The sequence below is a fragment of the Kitasatospora sp. NPDC002965 genome, assembly GCF_040611255.1.
Classification (GTDB): Bacteria; Actinomycetota; Actinomycetes; order Streptomycetales; family Streptomycetaceae; genus Kitasatospora.
The window spans coordinates 1-17277 of the sequence record NZ_JBEXNT010000022.1; the positions used below are offsets into that span (position 1 = coordinate 1).

At 73.8% G+C, this 17277-nt stretch carries 17 protein-coding genes; 6 read left to right on the forward strand and 11 right to left on the reverse strand.

The genetic code is table 11. The annotated features are described in order from the left end of the window. Positions 1-78: 78 nt before the first annotated feature. The 5 genes from ABZY91_RS12130 to ABZY91_RS12150 all read right to left on the reverse strand — a co-directional run bounded on the left by ABZY91_RS12130 (position 79) and on the right by ABZY91_RS12150 (position 4697). Positions 79-516, reverse strand: coding sequence for an SHOCT domain-containing protein (locus ABZY91_RS12130; protein WP_329879397.1), 438 nt, complete (start codon positions 514-516; stop codon positions 79-81). A 142-nt stretch (positions 517-658) separates the two neighbouring features. Continuing rightward, a complete protein-coding gene (locus ABZY91_RS12135; protein WP_355401788.1) occupies positions 659-1345 on the reverse strand; it encodes an NUDIX hydrolase in 687 nt (228 codons plus the stop codon). Next, entirely contained in the window at positions 1342-2502 is a 1161-nt protein-coding gene (locus tag ABZY91_RS12140; protein ID WP_355401790.1) for a type III polyketide synthase, read from the reverse strand. The genes ABZY91_RS12135 and ABZY91_RS12140 overlap by 4 nt, the downstream gene beginning before the upstream one ends. 143 nt (positions 2503-2645) lie before the next feature. Further along, a complete protein-coding gene (locus tag ABZY91_RS12145; protein ID WP_329948104.1) occupies positions 2646-3851 on the reverse strand; it encodes a cytochrome P450 in 1206 nt (401 codons plus the stop codon). Positions 3852-4076: 225 nt separating this feature from the next. Beyond that, positions 4077-4697, reverse strand: coding sequence for a helix-turn-helix domain-containing protein (locus tag ABZY91_RS12150; protein WP_355401792.1), 621 nt, complete (start codon positions 4695-4697; stop codon positions 4077-4079). A 166-nt stretch (positions 4698-4863) separates the two neighbouring features. Between ABZY91_RS12150 and ABZY91_RS12155 the strand changes: the two genes are divergently transcribed. Next, positions 4864-5658, forward strand: a complete 795-nt coding sequence (locus ABZY91_RS12155; protein ID WP_355401794.1) for an SDR family oxidoreductase — start codon at positions 4864-4866, stop codon at positions 5656-5658. 119 nt (positions 5659-5777) lie between these two features. Here ABZY91_RS12155 and cutA read toward each other — a convergent pair whose 3' ends face one another. Next, positions 5778-6110, reverse strand: coding sequence for a divalent-cation tolerance protein CutA (gene cutA, locus ABZY91_RS12160; RefSeq protein ID WP_355401795.1), 333 nt, complete (start codon positions 6108-6110; stop codon positions 5778-5780). A 213-nt stretch (positions 6111-6323) separates the two neighbouring features. Between cutA and ABZY91_RS12165 the strand changes: the two genes are divergently transcribed. The 3 genes from ABZY91_RS12165 to ABZY91_RS12175 all read left to right on the forward strand — a co-directional run bounded on the left by ABZY91_RS12165 (position 6324) and on the right by ABZY91_RS12175 (position 8768). Further along, positions 6324-7418, forward strand: coding sequence for a restriction endonuclease (locus ABZY91_RS12165; protein ID WP_329948100.1), 1095 nt, complete (start codon positions 6324-6326; stop codon positions 7416-7418). A gap of 145 nt (positions 7419-7563) precedes the next feature. After that, a complete protein-coding gene (locus ABZY91_RS12170) occupies positions 7564-8481 on the forward strand; it encodes an SDR family oxidoreductase (protein ID WP_355401797.1) in 918 nt (305 codons plus the stop codon). A gap of 62 nt (positions 8482-8543) precedes the next feature. Continuing rightward, positions 8544-8768, forward strand: a complete 225-nt coding sequence (locus ABZY91_RS12175; protein WP_355401799.1) for a DUF6191 domain-containing protein — start codon at positions 8544-8546, stop codon at positions 8766-8768. Here ABZY91_RS12175 and ABZY91_RS12180 read toward each other — a convergent pair. Together ABZY91_RS12180 and ABZY91_RS12185 are read right to left on the reverse strand one after the other, a co-directional pair. Beyond that, complete coding sequence (locus ABZY91_RS12180) at positions 8740-10182, reverse strand: SDR family NAD(P)-dependent oxidoreductase (protein ID WP_355401801.1); 1443 nt, start codon at positions 10180-10182, stop codon at positions 8740-8742. The genes ABZY91_RS12175 and ABZY91_RS12180 overlap by 29 nt on opposite strands. 264 nt (positions 10183-10446) lie before the next feature. After that, positions 10447-11979 (reverse strand): carbohydrate binding domain-containing protein, encoded by a 1533-nt coding sequence (locus ABZY91_RS12185; RefSeq protein WP_355401803.1) that lies wholly within the window; start codon positions 11977-11979, stop codon positions 10447-10449. A gap of 202 nt (positions 11980-12181) precedes the next feature. Here ABZY91_RS12185 and ABZY91_RS12190 point away from each other — a divergent pair, with 202 nt between their 5' ends. Then, positions 12182-12931: a GDSL-type esterase/lipase family protein gene (locus ABZY91_RS12190; protein ID WP_355401805.1), complete on the forward strand. Its 750-nt coding sequence runs from the start codon at positions 12182-12184 to the stop codon at positions 12929-12931. Positions 12932-13040: 109 nt separating this feature from the next. After that, positions 13041-13997, forward strand: a complete 957-nt coding sequence (locus tag ABZY91_RS12195; protein ID WP_355401807.1) for an aldo/keto reductase — start codon at positions 13041-13043, stop codon at positions 13995-13997. 135 nt (positions 13998-14132) lie between these two features. On the opposite strand, the gene ABZY91_RS12200 is transcribed toward ABZY91_RS12195, so the two are convergent. The 3 genes from ABZY91_RS12200 to ABZY91_RS12210 form a co-directional block, all read right to left on the reverse strand. Beyond that, positions 14133-14756, reverse strand: coding sequence for a GNAT family N-acetyltransferase (locus ABZY91_RS12200; protein WP_329879383.1), 624 nt, complete (start codon positions 14754-14756; stop codon positions 14133-14135). Between the two features lie 74 nt (positions 14757-14830). Further along, complete coding sequence (locus tag ABZY91_RS12205) at positions 14831-15508, reverse strand: nitroreductase family protein (RefSeq protein ID WP_329879382.1); 678 nt, start codon at positions 15506-15508, stop codon at positions 14831-14833. A 107-nt stretch (positions 15509-15615) separates the two neighbouring features. Further along, positions 15616-17253: an ABC-F family ATP-binding cassette domain-containing protein gene (locus tag ABZY91_RS12210; RefSeq protein WP_355401810.1), complete on the reverse strand. Its 1638-nt coding sequence runs from the start codon at positions 17251-17253 to the stop codon at positions 15616-15618. Positions 17254-17277 lie beyond the last annotated feature (24 nt).

Here is a 17277-nt window from a genome sequence, read left to right on the forward strand (position 1 = left end):
GGCCGGGGAGCTCCCGCGCCCGCGGGCCCACCCGCCGCCCGGCGGTCCGTCGGCCGGCGGGTGGGCGGGCGGGCCCGGTCACACCAGGAGCTTCTCCTTGGCCCGCTGGTAGTCCTCCTCGGAGATCGCCCCGCCGGCCTTGAGCTCGGCGAGCTTGGCGAGGTCGTCGACGTGACTGCGTGAGCCGGTCGCCCCGGTCCCGCCTCCGGACCCGGCCTCGCCCGCCGGAGTGCTGCCGGCCGCCTCCCGGATGTACTGCTTGAACGCGGCCTCGGACTGCCGGGCCTGGGCGACGTCGCGCTCGCCCATGCTCCTGCCGCGGGCGATGACGTAGACCAGCACGCCGATCAGTGGCAGCAGGATCACCAGGAGCAGCCAGCCGGCCTTGGCCCAGCCGCCGATGTCGTGGCTGCGGAAGATGTCCGTGATGATCTTGAACAGCAGGAAGAACCAGAGGATCCAGAGGAACAGCTCCAGCATCGTCCAGAAGATGTTGAGCAGCGGGTAGTTGTCCATGACGCTCCCGTCGGTGCAGGCCCGAGTCCCTTCGAGTCATACCACCGCCGGTCGGACACCACGGTCCGCTGTTGAGCCATTCCGGTGATCTTCAGGACGTGCGGGAACACCCCGGGCGCAGACCTCCGGAGCGTGCGGGCCCTCAGCCGGCGGAGGGGCGCTCCCGCAGCTCCACCGCCAACCCGATCAGCTCGCCCCACCACGCCTCGTGGCCGTCCAGCAGCAGCCGCTGCGCCTCGGCCGGCTCCACCGCCCGGACCTCGACGACCTGCTCGCCGTCGTCCGGATTGGTCGGGTCGGAGTCCACCGCGACCTCTCCCCAGCCCCAGAGCCAGGCCTTCTCGGGGTGCGGCTGCCACGGCCGGTACGGCTCGGTGTCCTCGGTGACGCAGCGGTGCGCGCCCAGCCAGACCGGCTCGCCGAGCAGCCGGGCGCCGGCCTCCTCGCGGAGTTCGCGCACCAGGCAGGACTCGACGGACTCGCGGTCCTCGCGGGTGCCGCCGGGCAGGAACCAGTGGTCGCGCTCGTCGCGGCAGAGCACCACCAGGCCGTCGCCGGTGAAGCCCACCAGGTGGATGTTGGTGACCAGCTCGTCCGGCGGCAGGGTCGTGGAGAACTGGGCGTCGTAGCGGCCCCAGGTCCAGTACTGCGGCGCGTGCAGCGCGGGGAAGAGGGTGGCCAGCTCGGCCGCCCGGCCGGCGGTGGTGGCCGGGCCGGTGCCGGCCACCCGGTCGGCCGCGGCGGCCCGGTCGGTGGCGGCGCTGCGGGGGATCCGGGCGGTCCGGTCGGCTCTGGCGGCGGCGCCCGTACGGTCCGTGGTATCGGTCATTCGGTGATCGTAGTCCCGGCCGGGCGCAGCAGGGGGGCCGTAGGGTGAGTCAGCGTCAGCTCGGCGGTGTCGATCGCGCGCGGCCGGCGCGGGACCACGGCCTCCAGCGGTGCGCCGACCCAACTGCCCAGGGAGATCTCGGCGGTGATGCCGGGGCCGAATCCGGCGATCAGTCCCTGGGTGCCTTCGGTGACCTCGCCCTCGTCGAAGAGCCGGGCCAGTGCGTCGAAGACGACGGCGCTGGCGATGTTGCCGCGCTCGGTGAGGGTCGCGCGGGAGAACCGGAAGGCGGCCGGCTCCAGGTTGAGGAAGTGGCAGAGGTCGTCGAGGATGCGCGGGCCGCCGGCGTGGACGATGTAGAAGCCGAGGCCGGAGACGTCCCAGGCGTGGTCGGTAGCGAGTGCCCGCAGGGCGGGGGCGAGCATCTCCATGGTGCCGGGGACGCGCTTGTCGAGCTGGAAGTGGAAGCCGGTGTCCTTGACCCCGTAGGAGATCCAGTCCTCGGTGTCCGGGACGAGGTGCGAGCCGTTCCGCTCCAGGTGGATGCCGGCGCCGCCGCGCCCGCGCAGCACGGCGGCGGCGATCGCGTCGCCGAACAGGCCGTTGGAGAGCAGCGAGCCGACGCCGATGTCGGTGGGCTGGTAGCAGAGCGAGCAGAACTCGCAGGCCACGATCAGCACGTTGGCGCCGGGGTAGGCGCGGCAGAAGTCGTGCGCCCGGTTGACGGCGGCGCCGCCGGCCGCACAGCCGAGTTGGGCGATCGGCAGCTGACGGGTGTCGGAGCGGAAGCCCATGGTGTTGATCAGCCACGCGGTCAGCGAGGGCATCATGAAGCCGGTGCAGGAGACGTAGAGGATCAGGTCGATGTCCCGGGCGCCGAGTTCGGCGTGGCCGAGCGCGCGCTCGACCACCTCGGGGACTCGGCGCTTGGCCTCGCGCTCGTAGACGGTGTTGCGCACCGTGAAGCCCGGGTGGGCCAGGGTCTTCCCGATGGGCTGGACGAGGTGCCTGGTCCGCACCCCCGTGTTCTCGATCAGCCGCAGGGCGAGTCCGAGTTGGGGGTGGTCGGCGTGCAGGGTGCGGGCCAGGTCGAGGGTCTCGTCGAGGGTGATGACGTGCTCGGGCACGGCGATGGCGGGTCGGCAGAGTGTTGCCATGGGTGGACTCCCCTGGTGGCCCGGGCGGGGCGGTGGGTCGGCGCGGGCGGTGGCCTACGGATGCGTGGGGCGGGCGCCGCCGCGCGGGCGGGTCGGCGCGGTGCCGCCGGGGCGGCTGCGGGGGCGGTGCGGCGGGGAGGCGGTCACCAGGCGATCGGGAGGGTCTGCGGGTAGCGCCAGATCGAGCCGGTCTGCCAGTCGAGTTCGGCGGGCGGGACGGCGAGCCGCAGGCCGGGGAAGCGCCGCAGCAGGGTGCCGATGGCGACCTGGAGTTCCATCCGGGCGAGGTGGGCGCCGAGGCAGTGGTGGGTGCCGTAGCCGAAGGTCATGTGGTTGGCGGTGCCGCGGTCGAGGTCCAGCTCGTCGGGTCGCTCGAACATCGCCGGGTCCCGGTTGGCGGCCAGGTAGGAGACGTGCACCGGCTCGCCGGCGCGGATCAGCACGCCGCCCAGCTCGACGTCCTCGGTGGCGACCCGGGCGATGCCGACGCCCTGCCGGAACGGGATGAAGCGGAGCAGTTCCTCCAGGGCGCGCGGCAGCATCTCGGGCTGGGCGCGCAGCTTGGCGAGCTGCTCGGGGTGGGTGAGGAGGGTGTAGGTGATGTTGGAGAGCTGGTAGGTGCTGGTGTCGTGACCGGTGACCAGCAGGACCATGGCCATGACGGCGAGTTCGTCGTCGTCCAGCAGCTCGGCGCCGTCCCGTGCGGTGGCCAGCGCGCTGATGAGGTCCTCGCCGGGCGAGCGCCGCCGCGCGCTCGTGAGCTCGGCGAAGTAGGCGCGCAGGGCGGCTTTGGCGTTGACCTGCCCGGCGCCGCTGCCGGGACCCATCGTCATCATCGCGACGGCGTGGCCGCGGAGTTCGGCGCGGTCCTGCTCGGGGATGTCGAGCAGCTCGCAGATGGTGGTGAGCGGGAGCCGGCTGGAGAGGTGGTGGACCAGGTCGGCGGGGGCGCCGTGCTCCTCCATCCCGTCCAGGTAGCCGTCCACGACGCCCTGGGTGTGGGCGCGCATCCGCTCGACCTGGCGGTTGGTGAAGCCCTTGGCGACCAGGCGGCGGAGCCGGTTGTGGGCCGGCGGGTCCATCAGGTTGATCGACTCGACCTGGGCGATCGGGGCGGGCGTCATCCGGGGCAGGTCGCGTCCGATGCCGGCGGCGCGACTGAACCGGCGGTCGGTCGTCACGACGCGGACGTCCTCGTAGCGGGTGGCCAGCCATGCCTCGCCCTCGCCGTGCGGGAGGCGGATCCTGGCGATCGGTTCCTCGGTGAGCAGGCGCTTGAGGAGCGGGTCGAACTCCAGGCCGTCGGTGTGGTTGAAGGGGCAGTCCCACACGGGGGCGGAGGTAGTCACGGGCTGATCCAGGGGCCGGTGTGCTGCCGCCCGACCGGGGTCGTTCGGGCGCGGACGTGCTGATGTTCCCCCATCTGGCCGCGAAAATGTGGACAAGAGAGATTGTTCCCTCGATCGAGGGAGATAGATGATTATCGTGCGATAAAGGGCAGTTGGGGGCTCCGGATCGCCGCCTGATCGGTGCGTTCCCCGTCCGGCACGTCGGAGGGCGTGTCGGAGGGCGTGTCAGGGGGCGGGTCGGGGGGCGGTGCGCGGGCCGACGCCGTGGAGCAGGGTGTCGACGATCCTGGCCGCGAGCACGTCGGGGTCCGGGTCCGGGTCCGGGGCGGGGTCCGGGCCGGTGGCGTGCTCGCCGTGGAGCGCTTCGCCGATGAGGGCGTAGAAGACGCGGCGGACCCATTCCAGGTCGGCGTCCGGGGCGATCAGGCCCTGGGCCCTGAGCCGGCCGAGCAGTTCGACGCAGCGGCGGGCGATCTCGTCGTGCGTCCGCAGGGCCCGGTCGCTCTCGGTGGCCGCCGTTCCGAGGGCGAAGCCCCAGGCGCCCTTGACCCGCAGCACGTTGGCGGTGGCGCGGTGCAGTGCGACGAGCGGCGGCGCGGTCTCGGGGTGCCCGTCCTCGATGGCCTCCGCGAGCTTCGCCGCCGCCTCGGCGGCCAGGGCGTCGACCAGTGCCTGCCGGTTGGCGAACCGCCGGTGGACGGTGGTCCGGGTGACCCCGGCGGCCTCCGCGATCTGTTCCATGGACGCGCCGGGGTTGACGGCCAGGACGCGCTCGGCAGCGGCCAGGATCGCTCGGACGCTGCGCTCGGCGTCGGCCCGCAGGGGGCGGCCGGCCGTCTTGCTCATCTGTTGCCTCCAGTGGGGTCGTCCCCGGAAACGGTACAGCCGGGGAGAGGCTTGCCAAATAAGTGACACACATATGTTGCGGATAACTCTTGATTCGATACTGTGGTGTTACAGATAGCGGGCGTCGCCCCGGCTCCGCGCTGTCCAAGGGAGAAGGAGCACCACTGTGCGCACCACCGCTTTGATCACCGGCGCGTCCTCCGGCCTCGGTGCGGAGTTCGCGGCCCAGCTCGCCGCGCGCGGTCACGACCTCGTCCTGGTGGCCCGCTCCGCCGACCGCCTCGAAGCCCTCGCCGAGCGGCTCGGAAAGGCCCACGGGATCACCGCCCACGTCCTCGTCCAGGACCTCTCGGCGCCGGATGCCGCCCGCCGCGTCGGCGCCGAACTGGCCGACCGGGGCCTGACCGTGGACCTGCTGGTCAACAACGCGGGCTTCGGCACCTGCGGCCGGTTCGAGGAGATCGACGGGTCGCGCGACCACGACCAGCTGATGGTGAACGTCGTCTCGCTCGTCGACCTCACCCATGAGCTGCTGCCCGGCATGCTCGCCCGGGGGCGGGGCTCGGTGGTCAACGTGGCCTCCACCGCCGCCTACCAGCCGACGCCGTACTTCGCCGTCTACGGTGCGTCCAAGACCTTCGTGCTCAACTTCAGCCTCGCGCTCCGCCAGGAGTACCGCCGGCGGGGCATCCGGGTCCTCGCCCTCTGCCCGGGGCCGGTGGAGACCGCGTTCTTCGAGGTCATCGGCACCCGGAAGGCCGCCGTCACGGGCAGGTTCGACTCTCCCGGGGCGGTGGTCCGGGCCGGCCTGCGCGCCCTCGACGCCGACCGCTCCTACGTCACGCCGGGTCTGAGCAACTTCGCGGGTGCCCACCTGGCGCCCCGCCGGCCGCGCGGCCTGGTCGCGGCGATCGCCGAGCGCGTCACGCGCGGCGTCCGGGACGCGGCCCGGGTGGCGTGACCCGGCACGTGATCCGGCGGCGTGATCCGGCGGCGTGGCCCGGCGGCGTGACCCGGCGCCGTCGCCGGGCCGCCGGGCCGGCGGTTCGGCTCGCCGGTTCCCTGTGCGCGCTCGCCGCCCTATCGGTCCGCGGTCTCGGCGTTCACCCAGTCCAGGTACGCGGCGCTTCCGGTCACCACCGGAACGCCGACGACCTCAGGGGTGTCGTACTCGTGCTCCTCCTCGACGAAGCGGGCGAGCGGACCCGCCAGTGCCGCCCGGGTCTTGAAGTCGATCCGCCACTCGGCACCCTCCTGCACCTCGCCCTCCCACCAGTACACCGACCGGATCGGGTACACCTGCGCGCACGCCGCGAGGCGGGCCCGCACCACGTCCGCCGCCAGGGTCCGGGCCTTCGCCTCGTCGTCGTGGGTCGTCGTCACCACGACGAAGGCGCGATTGGTCGTCGTCATGCCGCGCAGCCTAGGCGGTTCGGGGCCGGTTCGAGTCCCGGCCCGGATCCGGGGCGGCCCCCGGGGCGGTTCGGGGCCCGCTCCGGAGGGCGGGGACGCGTCGTGTCCAATCTGAAATCATCATCTGTGAGACAAAACTGACGGAGTGTCGAAAAATCCCCTACGGTTGCGCGTGCCAGCAGCACACCGCACGTCACCGTCAAGGGAGCACCTATGTCCCGGAGCCGGAAGCTCCACCGCGTCAGCAACCCCGACACCACCGAGCGTCGCGCCCAGCGGATGCTGTTCCGTCACCTCCGTGACGACACCAACGCGAACCGCGGCCGGATGGCGAAGCGGGTGCGCGAGCTCCAGCTCCTGCTGGCGATGGACCCGGTCGAGTTCGAGCAGCTCGTCGCCCGCCTGATGGAGGCGATGGGCATGAAGGTCGAGCTCACGGCCCGGTCGAGGGACGGCGGGGTGGACGTGCGCGGGATCGACACGGACCCCTTCCGCGGCGGGAACGTCATCGTGCAGGTGAAGCGGTACCGGGACACGGTGACACCGTCGGCGGTGCGGGACCTCTACGGCACGCTCCAGCACGACCGGGCCGCGACGAAGGCCGTGCTCGTCACGACCAGCAAGTTCGGTCCCAGCTCGCACCAGTTCGTCGGGGGCAAGCCGATCACCCTGATCAACGGTGCCGAGCTGGTCGGGCTGCTCAAGCACCACGGCTTCCACGAGGTGTTCACGGTCGCCGAGGCGGACGTCGACGGCCCGGAGGCCGACGGCGAGGGACTGCCCGGGATCGAGGTCGCCGCCGAGCCGGCCCGACTCCTCCTGCACTGGACCGGCGAGGACGAGTACGACATCGCCGCCCTGGTCTGCCAGGGGAACAGGGCGATGTCGGACGAGCACCTGGTGTTCTACAACAACGGTTCCACGCCCGACGGTTCGGTCCGGCTGGTCACCGGCTACGACGACGCGAACGCCTGCCTGATGGTCGACTTCGACGCGCTGCCCGCCGAGGCCGACCGGCTCGTGATCATCGCCGCGGCCGACACCGAGAACCACCCGGCGGCGACCATGGCCGGGTTCGCCGGTCCGGCCCTGATCCTCGAAGCCGGCGCCGACCAGCCCGCGGCCGTGGCACACCTGGCCGACGGGGCCGGGACCAACACCGCGATGCGGCTCGGCCGGTTCGACCGCGACACCGACGGGAACTGGGACTTCACCCCCGCCCTCGCCGGGTACCCGGGCGGACTGCGTCAGGCCGTCGTCGCCTACGGCCTGGAGGTCGAGGAGGCCGCACCGGAACCGGTCGGGTAGCGGCTGCCCGGCGCGCCCGTGCCCGCGCCCGCCCCCGAGCCCGCGCCCGTGCCCGAGCCCGCGCCCGCCGTGCCGCCCTCGCCGCCACGCCGGGTGCGGCCCCGGCGACGCCGCAGCGCGGGACCTCCGGCGTAGGCTCCGGCGCATGCCGAGGACACTGGAGAACAAGGTGGCCCTGGTCGCCGGAGCGACCCGAGGCGCAGGCCGGGGGATCGCCGTCGAGCTGGGTGCACAGGGGGCGACCGTTTACGTGACGGGGCGCAGCACCAAGGGGAAGCGCTCGGAGTACGACCGGCCGGAGACCGTCGAGGAGACCGCCGGACTGGTCACGGCCGCGGGCGGCACGGGCATCCCCGTGGTCTGCGACCACCTGGAGTCCGCCCAGGTCGAGGCCCTGGTGAGGCGGATCGACACCGACCAGGGCGGCCGGCTGGACGTCCTGGTCAACGACGTCTGGGGCGGCGAGCTGCTCTTCGAGTGGGACAGCACGGTCTGGGAGCACGACCTGGACAAGGGCCTGCGGCTGCTCCGGCTCGCCGTCGACACCCACGCGATCACCAGCCACCACGCGCTGCCGCTCCTGCTGCGCACGCCCGGCGGGCTGGTGGTCGAGATGACCGACGGCACGGCCGAGTACAACGCCGACCGGTACCGGGTGTCGTTCTTCTACGACATCGCCAAGTCCGCGGTGCTGCGGATGGCGTTCGCGCTCGGTCACGAGCTCGGCCCGCGCGGGGCGACGGCGGTGGCCCTCACGCCGGGCTGGATGCGCTCCGAGATGATGCTCGACACCTTCGGCGTGACCGAGGCGAACTGGCGTGACGCGACCGGGCGCATCCCGCACTTCGCCATCTCCGAGACGACGTCGTACGTGGGCCGCGCGGTCGCGGCGCTGGCCGCGGACCCCGAGGTGTCCCGGTGGAACGGCCGGTCGCTCAGCAGCGGCGGGCTGGCCCGGGTCTACGGCTTCACCGATCTCGACGGCAGCCGTCCCGACGCCTGGCGGTACATGGTGGAGGTCCAGGACCCCGGCCTTCCGGCCGACACCACCGGCTACCGGTAGCTGCGGCGGAACCTCCCCGTGCGGCCGGACCTGCGAGGTCCGGCGGCGCCGTCGTGCCGGGGATGACGGCGTTCGAGGAACTGCACGCCCTGTTCAGTGCGGGCAAGCGCGTCCAGGCCGAGCAGCGTCAGGCCCGGCTCGTCCTGCGTGACGACGACCGGGCCGGCGCCCCGCCCCGGACGGGTGTCGACCTGGACGCGGGCACCGCGGTCCTCCGACGAGGGCAGGACCGGGGACGGGGGACCGGGGAGGGCGGTGTCACCACGTCGCCTCCCGGTAGTCCTTGAGGAAGGTGCCCGAGACCGGGGAGCCGGCCTCGCCGCGCACGATCGGGTCGTAGACGCGGGCGGCGCCGTCGACGATGTCGAGCGGGGTGCGGAAGCCGTCGGCGGCGAGCCTGGTCTTCTTCGGGGCCGGGTTCTCGTCGGTGATCCAGCCGGTGTCGACGGCGCACATGTGCACGCCCCGGGCGGCGAGTTCCTCGGCGCTGGTGCGGGTGAGCATGTTGAGCGCGGCCTTGGCCATGTTGGTGTGGGGGTGCCCGCCGGTCTTGTTGCGGACGGCGAACCGGCCCTCGACCGCCGTGACGTTGACGATGTAGCGGCGCGGGTGGGGTGAGGCGAGCAGCAGCGGAAGCAGCCGGTCGCAGAGCAGGGCCGGGGCGAGGGCGTTCACCAGCTGGGTCTCCAGCAGCTCGGCCGGATCGAGCGAACCGAGCCGGGCCGACCAGGAGTTGGCCGGTGCGAGGTCGGGCAGCAGCCCGGCCTCGTCGGTCGGGTCGGCCCGCTCCGGTAGTACGGCGGGGGCCGGTGATCCGCCCGGGAGGGCGAGGCCGGTGGTCGGCCAGGCCGGGGTGAGCGCGGGCATCGGCCGGAATCCGGGCGCGTGCACCACGGCGCGGGCGTCGGCGGCGGCCAGTGCGGACCGCTCGCCCGCGGCGAGCCGGGCGTACGACTCCGGCGGGCGCCGCAGGGTCTGCGCGGCGTTGTTGACCAGGATGTCCAACGGGGCTCCCTCGGAGCGCAGCCGGTCGGTGAGGCCGAGGACCTGGCGGGGGTCGCGCAGGTCGATGCCGACCACGGTGAGCCGGTCCCACCACTCCTCGCTGCCCTCCGCCGCGCGGAAGCGGCGCACGGTGTCGTGCGGGAACCGGCTGGTGACCACCAGCCGGGCGCCGTCGCGCAGCATCATCAGCGCCAGCTGGTGGCCGATCTTCACCCGGCCGCCGGTCAGCAGCGCACGGCGGCCGTGCAGATCGGTGGAGAGGGCGCGGCGGGCGGTGTTGTCGGCGGCGCAGGAGCGGCAGAGCATGTGGTAGAAGGCGTCCACCTCGCGGTAGTGCTGCTTGCAGACGTAGCAGCGGCGCCCGCCCCGGAGCCGGCCGACGGACCCGGCGGTGGGCCTCCCGGCGGGTCCCGTGTCGGGCCCCGGGGTGAGCGCGGTGTCCTCGCGGCGGTCGCGCGCGCCGGTGGCGGTGGCGGCGAGCAGTTCGGCGTCGGCGGCGCGGGCCTCGGTGCGCAGGGCCTGGCGGCGGCGTTTGCGGCTCTCGCGGACGAAGGACTCCAACTGGCGCTCGGCGTGCTGCCTGGTCCGGTGGTCGGTGGGCAGGGCCCGCAGGCGGCCGAGGGTGCGGCTGAACGCGGCCAGCTCCTCGGGGGAGACCTCGTCGGTGGTCGTGTCGTCGTCGCTCCGGACCGCCATGTCCGTCCCCCCTGTGCTGCTGCCGAGTGGTCCCGCGAGGCGGGCCCGGCCGGAGGCGAACCGGCGTGTCCGCCGTGAGGGAGCGGCGCGCCTGCCTCCGTGCGGCTCCCGGGCCGTGGGAGGACTGTAACGGGAGGCCTCGGGAACGCACGATCGAATATCCCGGGAGGGGGGCGGGAGGCCCCGGACGTGCCGGTGCCGGTGGTTCCCGCTCGGAGGAGGGGGAACCACCGGCACCCGGGTGCGCGTCGGAGCGCCGGCGGGTCAGCCGGCGTAGGGCGCGAGGATCTTCGCGAACTCGTACGGCTGCTGCGGGATGTTGGTGCACTTGAACAGGCCGCCGGTGCAGGCGTTCGCGTCCCGGGTGGCGTCCCAGAAGGACAGCATGCCGAGGTGGTGCTGCCGGGCGAAGGCGACCAGCTGCCGGGCGTCCGCCTGGTCGTAGACCTGGTGGTCGTCGTTCTCCCCGATCATCGGCGTGACCCCGACCGTGGCCCACAGCTGGGCGTCGCTCTTCGCCGGGTACAGCACCTTGAGCTGTCCGTACAGCGACTGCGCGGCCTGCACGGCGGCGTCGCCGTAGTCGGTGCCGGCCCGGTAGTAGTCCATCGCCATGATGTTGACGACGTCGACGTTCACGCCGGCGTCCCGGGCCGAGCGGACGATGGCGACGCCCTCGGAGGTCAGACCCTCGGGCAGCACCGGCAGGGTGAACGAGACCCTCAGCCCGGGGTGGGCCTTCTGCAGCCGGGCCAGTGCGGCGGACCGGCGCTCGTTGGCTGCGGTGTCGGCGATCGCGGCGCCCTCGATGTCGAAGTCGACGTGGCGCAGGCCGTAGGCGTTCACCACGGCCTCGTACTCGGCGAACAGCGAGTCCACCGTGGTGCAGGCCGCGGCGAGTTCGGTGCCGCCGGCGCCGCCGAAGGAGACCTTGACGTCGCCGCCGGCCGCGCGGAGCGCGTCGACCTGCTCCTTGGCCCAGCCGGTGCGCGGGTCGTAGGCGTTGAACCAGCTGGCCCTGCAGCCGACTCCGGTGACGAAGCCCATGGTGAAGGACTTGAGGTTGCCGGCCGCGGCCATCGCGGGCAGCGACGGCGTGGGCCAGGCGCCCATGTCGATGTACGGGGCCACCGGGAGAGCCACGCCCGGCGCCGGGGTGGCCGGGCCGGTCGGGTTCGGCGTGGTCGGCGGGGTGCTGGTGGGCGGTGCGGTGGTCGGCGGCGCGGTGGTGGGCGGCGGGGTGCTGGGGGTGCCGCCGGGCCCGGAGAGCGTGACGTCGTCGGCCAGGTAGGCGCCCTGCCCGTACCACCCGTGCAGGTAGACGGTGACGCCGGTGGTGGCCGGCCCGGTGGTGAAGGTGGTGGAGAGCTGGTGCCAGCCGCTCCCGCCGGGCGTCCAGACGGCGGGGTCGGTGACGCCGTTGCCGGTCGCGCCGAGGTACACGTACTGGCCCTGGACCCAGGCGCTCAGCGTGTACTTGGTGCCGGGCTGCACCGCGACGGTCTGGCCGCACTGCGCGGTGTCGCTGCTCCCGGCGGCCCCCCGGAGCGCGTACGAGCCGCCGTGGGCGCCGGAGCCGGTCACGCTGCCGGTGGTGCCGGAGCAGCTCCACGGGCCGAGCGTGCCGCTCTCGAACCCGGCGTTGCCGAGCAGGTTCCCGTCCGCCGCACCGGCGTTCCCGGCGATGGTGGCGAGCCCGCCGGCGGCGAGGGCGACGGCGCCGGCGAGACCGAGGAGTTTGGTCCGGGTGGACGGTCGGCGGTGTCGGGCGGGGGCGTCGTGGGGCGCGCGTGGCATGGGGGTGCCTCTCGGGGACGGGGCCGCCGCCCGTCGCGCGAGGGGGAGGTGGCGCGACGGGCGGCGGTGGAGAAGGTGGTCCGGTGGGGGAGTTGCGCGGTGCTGCCCAACAAACTGGACTAGACCTCCTGGGCACGTCAAGAACCTCCGGTGCATCGGAGGCAGGTCGCAGCCGGGCTTACGTGGACCTTAAGGTTCCGGCATGACCGGAGACATGACGAGGAATCTGCGCATCTGCTTCATCGGGGACTCCTTCACCCAGGGCGTCGGTGACCCGGAGTTCCGTGGCTGGGTGGGCCGGGTGACGGCGGCCACCTGGGCCGACCTGGTCGGGAGCGCGGCGGGCGGGGTCGGTTCGGCGGGCGGGGTCGGCGCGGTGGGCGGCGGGGCCGGCGCGGAGGAGGGCGGGGGCGCCCGGTCCGCCGACGTGACCGTGTTCAACCTGGGCGTCCGGCGGAACACCTCGGCCGACGTGCTCGCCCGCTGCTGGACCGAGACGGGGGTGCGCGCACTGCCGGGGGCGGACAACCGGCTGGTGCTGTCGGTGGGCGCCAACGACACGACGATCGAGGACGGCCGCCCCCGGGTCGAGCCGGAGCAGTGCCTGGCGAACGTCGCCGACCTCCTCGACGGTGCCCGCGAACGCGGTTTCGCGGCCCTCGTGGTGGGACCGCCCCCGGTGGCCGACGGGGGCGAGGAGCGGCTGGCCCGGCAACTGGAGCTGTCCGGGGGGATCGCCGCACTCTGCGGCGCCCGCGGAGTGCCGTTCGTCGACGTGACGCGCGCACTGGCCGAGGATCCGCTCTGGGTCGCGGAGGCCCTCGCGGGGGACGGCGCGCACCCGGGCGCGGGCGGGTACGGGCGGCTGGCGGAGCTGGTGCTGCGGGGAGGGTTCCGCGAGTGGCTGGCGGACGGCCGGGTGCGGCACGCCGCGGTGGCCGGCCGGGCTTGACCTAGAGCGCACTCGAAGGGACAGGCTGTTCACCGGTGAGCCACCCGGTGCCGCTTCCGGGCCGCCGGGAGCCGAACCACCCGCCGTTGACCCACGAAGGAGAACCGTCATGCGCAACGCCACGCTCGGCAGCGAGGGCCCCGAGATCGGAGTGATCGGCCTCGGTTGCATGGGGATGACCTGGGCCTACGACCCGCAGAGCCGCGACGACGAGACTTCGATCGGCGTGATCCGGCAGGCCCTGGACCTCGGCGTCACGCTGATCGACACGGCCGACATCTACGGCCCGTACAGCAACGAGGAGGTGGTCGGCGCAGCTCTGGCCGGCCCCCACCGGGAGCGTGCGGTGCTGGCGACCAAGGTGGGGCTGGTGCCCGGCAGCGGCACCGAGCGGGTGGTCCGCAACGGCCGGCCCGAGCACGTCCGGCAGGCGATCGACGCGAGCCTGCGCCGGCTCGGCACCGACCACGTCGACCTGTACCAGCTGCACCGGGTGGACCCGGAGGTGCCGATCGAGGAGACCTGGGGCGCGCTGGCCGAGGCGGTCGAGGCCGGCAAGGCCCGCCGGATCGGGCTCTCCGAGGTGGGTGTCGAGGAGATCAAGCGGGCGCAGGCGGTGCACCCCGTGGCGTCCGTGCAGTCCGAACTGTCGCTCTGGACGCGGGACGCGCTGGCCGAGGTGCTGCCGTACACCGAGGCGGAGGGCATCGCCTTCCTGCCGTTCTCGCCGCTCGGCCGGGGCTTCCTGACCGGCAGCATCTCGTCCTTCGACGAGCTGCCGGCGGACGACTTCCGCCGCTCGCTGCCGCGCTTCCAGCAGGACGCCCTGAAGGCGAACCTGGCGCTGGTGGAGAGGGTCGGGGCGGTCGCGGAGCGGGTCGGCGGGACGCCCGCCCAGGTGGCGCTGGCGTGGGTGCTGGCGCAGGGGCGGTACGTGCTGCCGATCCCGGGCACCAGGACGCCGCGCTACCTGGTCGACAACGCGGCGGCGGCCGAGCTGGTGCTCTCGGCGGCCGACCTCGCCGAGCTGGACGCGCTGCCGGCGCCGACCGGCGGGCGGTACTGAACCGCCCCGTGCGGCGGTCCGCCCGGCGTGCCCGGCACACCCGGCGTGCCCGGCGCGCGGTGGCCGTCGCCGGCGGTCACCGCCCCGCCCGGTGGCCGCGCCCGGCCCGGCGGCGACGGCCCCGCCCGGCCGCGCTCAGTGCCCCTTGACCCAGACCATCTTCCGCCCGGTCTCGCCCGGTGCCCGCAGCGCGGCGCCGGTGACCCGGTCGAGCCGGTAGCCGAGCCTGCGCGGCACGGCGGCGCTGGCGGTGTTGGCCTCGTCGCAGTGGATCTCGATCCGCCCGATGCCGGGCAGGGCGAGCGCCGCCTCCGTCACGGCCCCGGCCGCGGTGGTGGCGATGCCCCGCCCGAGGTGGTCGGCGCTGAGCCAGTAGCCGAGTTCCAGCGCGCCCGGGCCGATCCGCCCGTGCAGGCCGAACGAGCCGATCACCCGCCCGGGTTCGGCGTCCAGGCCGACCAGGTAGATGAAGTCGGTGCCGGCGTCCCAGGCCGCGGAGCCGGCCACGGCGAGTTCGGCGGTCTGGGCGGGGGTGGGTGCCTCGGCGGCCCACTCCAGCCAGGGCCGCAGGTGTTCCAGGTTGGCCCGGACTGCGGCGTTGAGCGCGGGTGCGTGGGCGGGGGACCGGCGGTGCAGCGTGATGCCCCCGGCCGGCCGCAGGAGTTCCGGCGGCCGGCCGGGGGTGACCGCCCCGGGGGCGGTGCGCGGAGTCCCGGGCCTGGGCACGTCCCCGCACGGTTGTGGCATGACGTGGCTCATGACAGCGATTATGGCGACGTCCTGTACCTGTCACCACCGGCCGTCGCCGCGCGGCGGCACCGCCCGGGGGCGCGTCAGAGGCGCACCAGCACCTCGTCGAGCTCCTTGCGCTGCAGATCCGGCACGCGCGCCCCCTCGGCGGGGTAACCGACCGGGATCACGTAGGCGGCCCGCTCCTCCAGGGGCCGTTCGCACACCTCGTTGAGGAACTTCATCGGGCTCGGGGTGTGGGTGAGGGTGGCCAGGCCCGCCTGGTGCAGCGAGGCGAGCAGCAGGCCGACCGCGATCCCCACCGACTCCTTGGTGTAGTACGGGCGTGGCGAGTTGGGGCCCTTGTGCACCTCGAAGACGACGATCACGGCCGGGGCGTCCTCCAGGAACGGCTTCTCCCAGTCGGTGCCGATCGGCGCCAGTGCGGCCAGCCACTCCGGGGAGGCCCGGTGGGCGTAGAACTCGCGCTCCTCCGCCTCGGCGGCCTCGCGCAGCCGCCGCTTGCGCTCCGGGTCGGTGATCACCACGAACCGCCACGGCTGGACGTGCGCGCCGCTCGGCGCGGTGTTGGCGGTACGGATCGCCCACTCGACCACGTCGTCCGGGATCGGACGGGTCGAGTAGTCGCGGACGGTCCGGCGCTGCGCCATCACGTCGTGGAAGGACCTGCTCCGTGCCCCGGCCTCGTGGGCGGGCACCGTCATCGGGCGGAGCGGGACGCTCGGGTACGGCGTCCCGGCTGCCACAGTGCTGTCAACCATGGGCGACAGCACAGCACATGACGACCGGCCGGGGAAGGGGTCAGGTTCGGACCACGTCCCCGGGCCGGTCGCGCGGACCGGTGCTCGCGCCCGGACGGCCGGGCGCCTCAGCTCTCCTGCACGCGGCCCCCGCCGACCTCTATCCGCCGGTTCACCGAGACGGTGTCCAGCATCCGGCGGTCGTGCGTGACCAGCAGCAGCGTGCCGGTGTAGGAGGCCAGCGCCGACTCCAACTGCTCGATGGCGGCCAGGTCCAGGTGGTTGGTGGGCTCGTCCAGCACCAGCAGGTTCACCCCGCGCGCCTGGAGCAGCGCGAGCGCGGCCCGGGTCCGCTCACCCGGGGAGAGGGTGCCGGCGGGGCGCATCACGTGCACCGCCTTCAGGCCGAACTTGGCCAGCAGGGTGCGCACCTCCTCCGGCGACAACTCCGGTACGGCGGCGGCGAACGCGTCGGACAGCGGCTCCCCGCCGAGGAACAGCCCGCGTGCCTGGTCCACCTCGCCGACCACCACGCCGGAGCCCAGGGCGGCGCTGCCGGAGTCGAGTTCGAGGCGTCCGAGCAGTGCGGCCAGCAGGGTGGACTTGCCGGCGCCGTTGGCGCCGGTGATGGCGATCCGGTCGGCCCAGTCGATCTGGAGGTCCACCGGGCCGAGGACGAAGTCCCCGCGCCGGACGGTGGCCCCGCGCAGGGTGGCGACCACGGAACCGGAGCGCGGCGCGGTGGCGATCTCCATCCGCAGCTCCCACTCCTTGCGGGGCTCGTCGACCACGTCCAGCCGCTCGATCATCCGCTGGGTCTGCCGCGCCTTGGACGCCTGCTTCTCGGTGGACTCGGTCCGCATCGCGCGGCCGATCTTGTCGTTGTCGGAGGACTTGCGGCGGGCGTTGCGCACGCCGTGCTCCATCCAGCCGCGCTGCATCCGGGCCCGGGCCTCCAGACCGGCCTTGGTGTCGGCGTACTCCTCGTACTCGTCACGGGCGTGCCGACGGGCCGTCGCGCGCTCCTCCAGGTACGCGTCGTAGCCGCCGCCGTACAGGTTGACCTGCTGCTGGTGCAGGTCCAGCTCCAGCACCTTGGTCACCGTGCGGGCCAGGAACTCGCGGTCGTGGCTGATCAGCACGGTGCCCGCGCGCAGACCCTTGACGAAGGACTCCAGCCGCTCCAGGCCGTCCAGGTCGAGGTCGTTGGTGGGCTCGTCGAGCAGGAAGACGTCGTAGCGGGAGAGCAGCAGCGAGGCGAGACCGGCCCGGGCGGCCTGGCCGCCGGAGAGCGCGGTCATCGGCAGGTCGAGGGAGACCTTCAGCCCGAGCGAGTCGGCGACCTCCTCGGCCCGCTCCTCCAGGTCGGCGCCGCCCAGCTCCAGCCAGCGGTCCAGGCTCGACGCGTAGGCGTCGTCGGCGCCCGCCACGCCGTCCACCAGGCCCTGGGTGGCCTCGTCCAGCTCGGCCTGCGCGGCGGCGACCCCGGTCCGGCGGGCCAGGAAGTCGCGGACCGACTCGCCCGGGCGGCGCTCCGGTTCCTGGGGGAGGTGGCCGATGTTGGCGGAGGCCGGGCTGAGGCGCAGCGAGCCGCCCTCGGGGGTGTCCAGGCCGGCCAGCAGGCGGAGCAGGGTCGACTTCCCCGCCCCGTTGACGCCGACCAGACCGATCACGTCGCCGGGGGCGACGACCAGGTCCAGGCCGGAGAAGAGGGTGCGCTCGCCGTGGCCGGCGGCGAGGTCCTTGACGACGAGTGTGGCGCTCATGATGGACCCGATTCTAGGCGGGCC

Coding starts and splice junctions, on each gene's coding strand:
- ABZY91_RS12180 (WP_355401801.1), bottom strand. CDS start 10,182: ATGGCGGTCCGGAGCGACGACGACACGACCACCGACGAGGTCTCCCCC.
- ABZY91_RS12165 (WP_329948100.1), top strand. CDS start 6,324: ATGTCCCGGAGCCGGAAGCTCCACCGCGTCAGCAACCCCGACACCACC.
- ABZY91_RS12185 (WP_355401803.1), bottom strand. CDS start 11,979: ATGCCACGCGCGCCCCACGACGCCCCCGCCCGACACCGCCGACCGTCC.
- ABZY91_RS12190 (WP_355401805.1), top strand. CDS start 12,182: ATGACCGGAGACATGACGAGGAATCTGCGCATCTGCTTCATCGGGGAC.
- cutA (WP_355401795.1), bottom strand. CDS start 6,110: ATGACGACGACCAATCGCGCCTTCGTCGTGGTGACGACGACCCACGAC.
- ABZY91_RS12195 (WP_355401807.1), top strand. CDS start 13,041: ATGCGCAACGCCACGCTCGGCAGCGAGGGCCCCGAGATCGGAGTGATC.
- ABZY91_RS12205 (WP_329879382.1), bottom strand. CDS start 15,508: ATGGTTGACAGCACTGTGGCAGCCGGGACGCCGTACCCGAGCGTCCCG.
- ABZY91_RS12150 (WP_355401792.1), bottom strand. CDS start 4,697: ATGAGCAAGACGGCCGGCCGCCCCCTGCGGGCCGACGCCGAGCGCAGC.
- ABZY91_RS12200 (WP_329879383.1), bottom strand. CDS start 14,756: ATGAGCCACGTCATGCCACAACCGTGCGGGGACGTGCCCAGGCCCGGG.
- ABZY91_RS12210 (WP_355401810.1), bottom strand. CDS start 17,253: ATGAGCGCCACACTCGTCGTCAAGGACCTCGCCGCCGGCCACGGCGAG.
- ABZY91_RS12170 (WP_355401797.1), top strand. CDS start 7,564: ATGCCGAGGACACTGGAGAACAAGGTGGCCCTGGTCGCCGGAGCGACC.
- ABZY91_RS12135 (WP_355401788.1), bottom strand. CDS start 1,345: ATGACCGATACCACGGACCGTACGGGCGCCGCCGCCAGAGCCGACCGG.
- ABZY91_RS12140 (WP_355401790.1), bottom strand. CDS start 2,502: ATGGCAACACTCTGCCGACCCGCCATCGCCGTGCCCGAGCACGTCATC.
- ABZY91_RS12130 (WP_329879397.1), bottom strand. CDS start 516: ATGGACAACTACCCGCTGCTCAACATCTTCTGGACGATGCTGGAGCTG.
- ABZY91_RS12175 (WP_355401799.1), top strand. CDS start 8,544: ATGACGGCGTTCGAGGAACTGCACGCCCTGTTCAGTGCGGGCAAGCGC.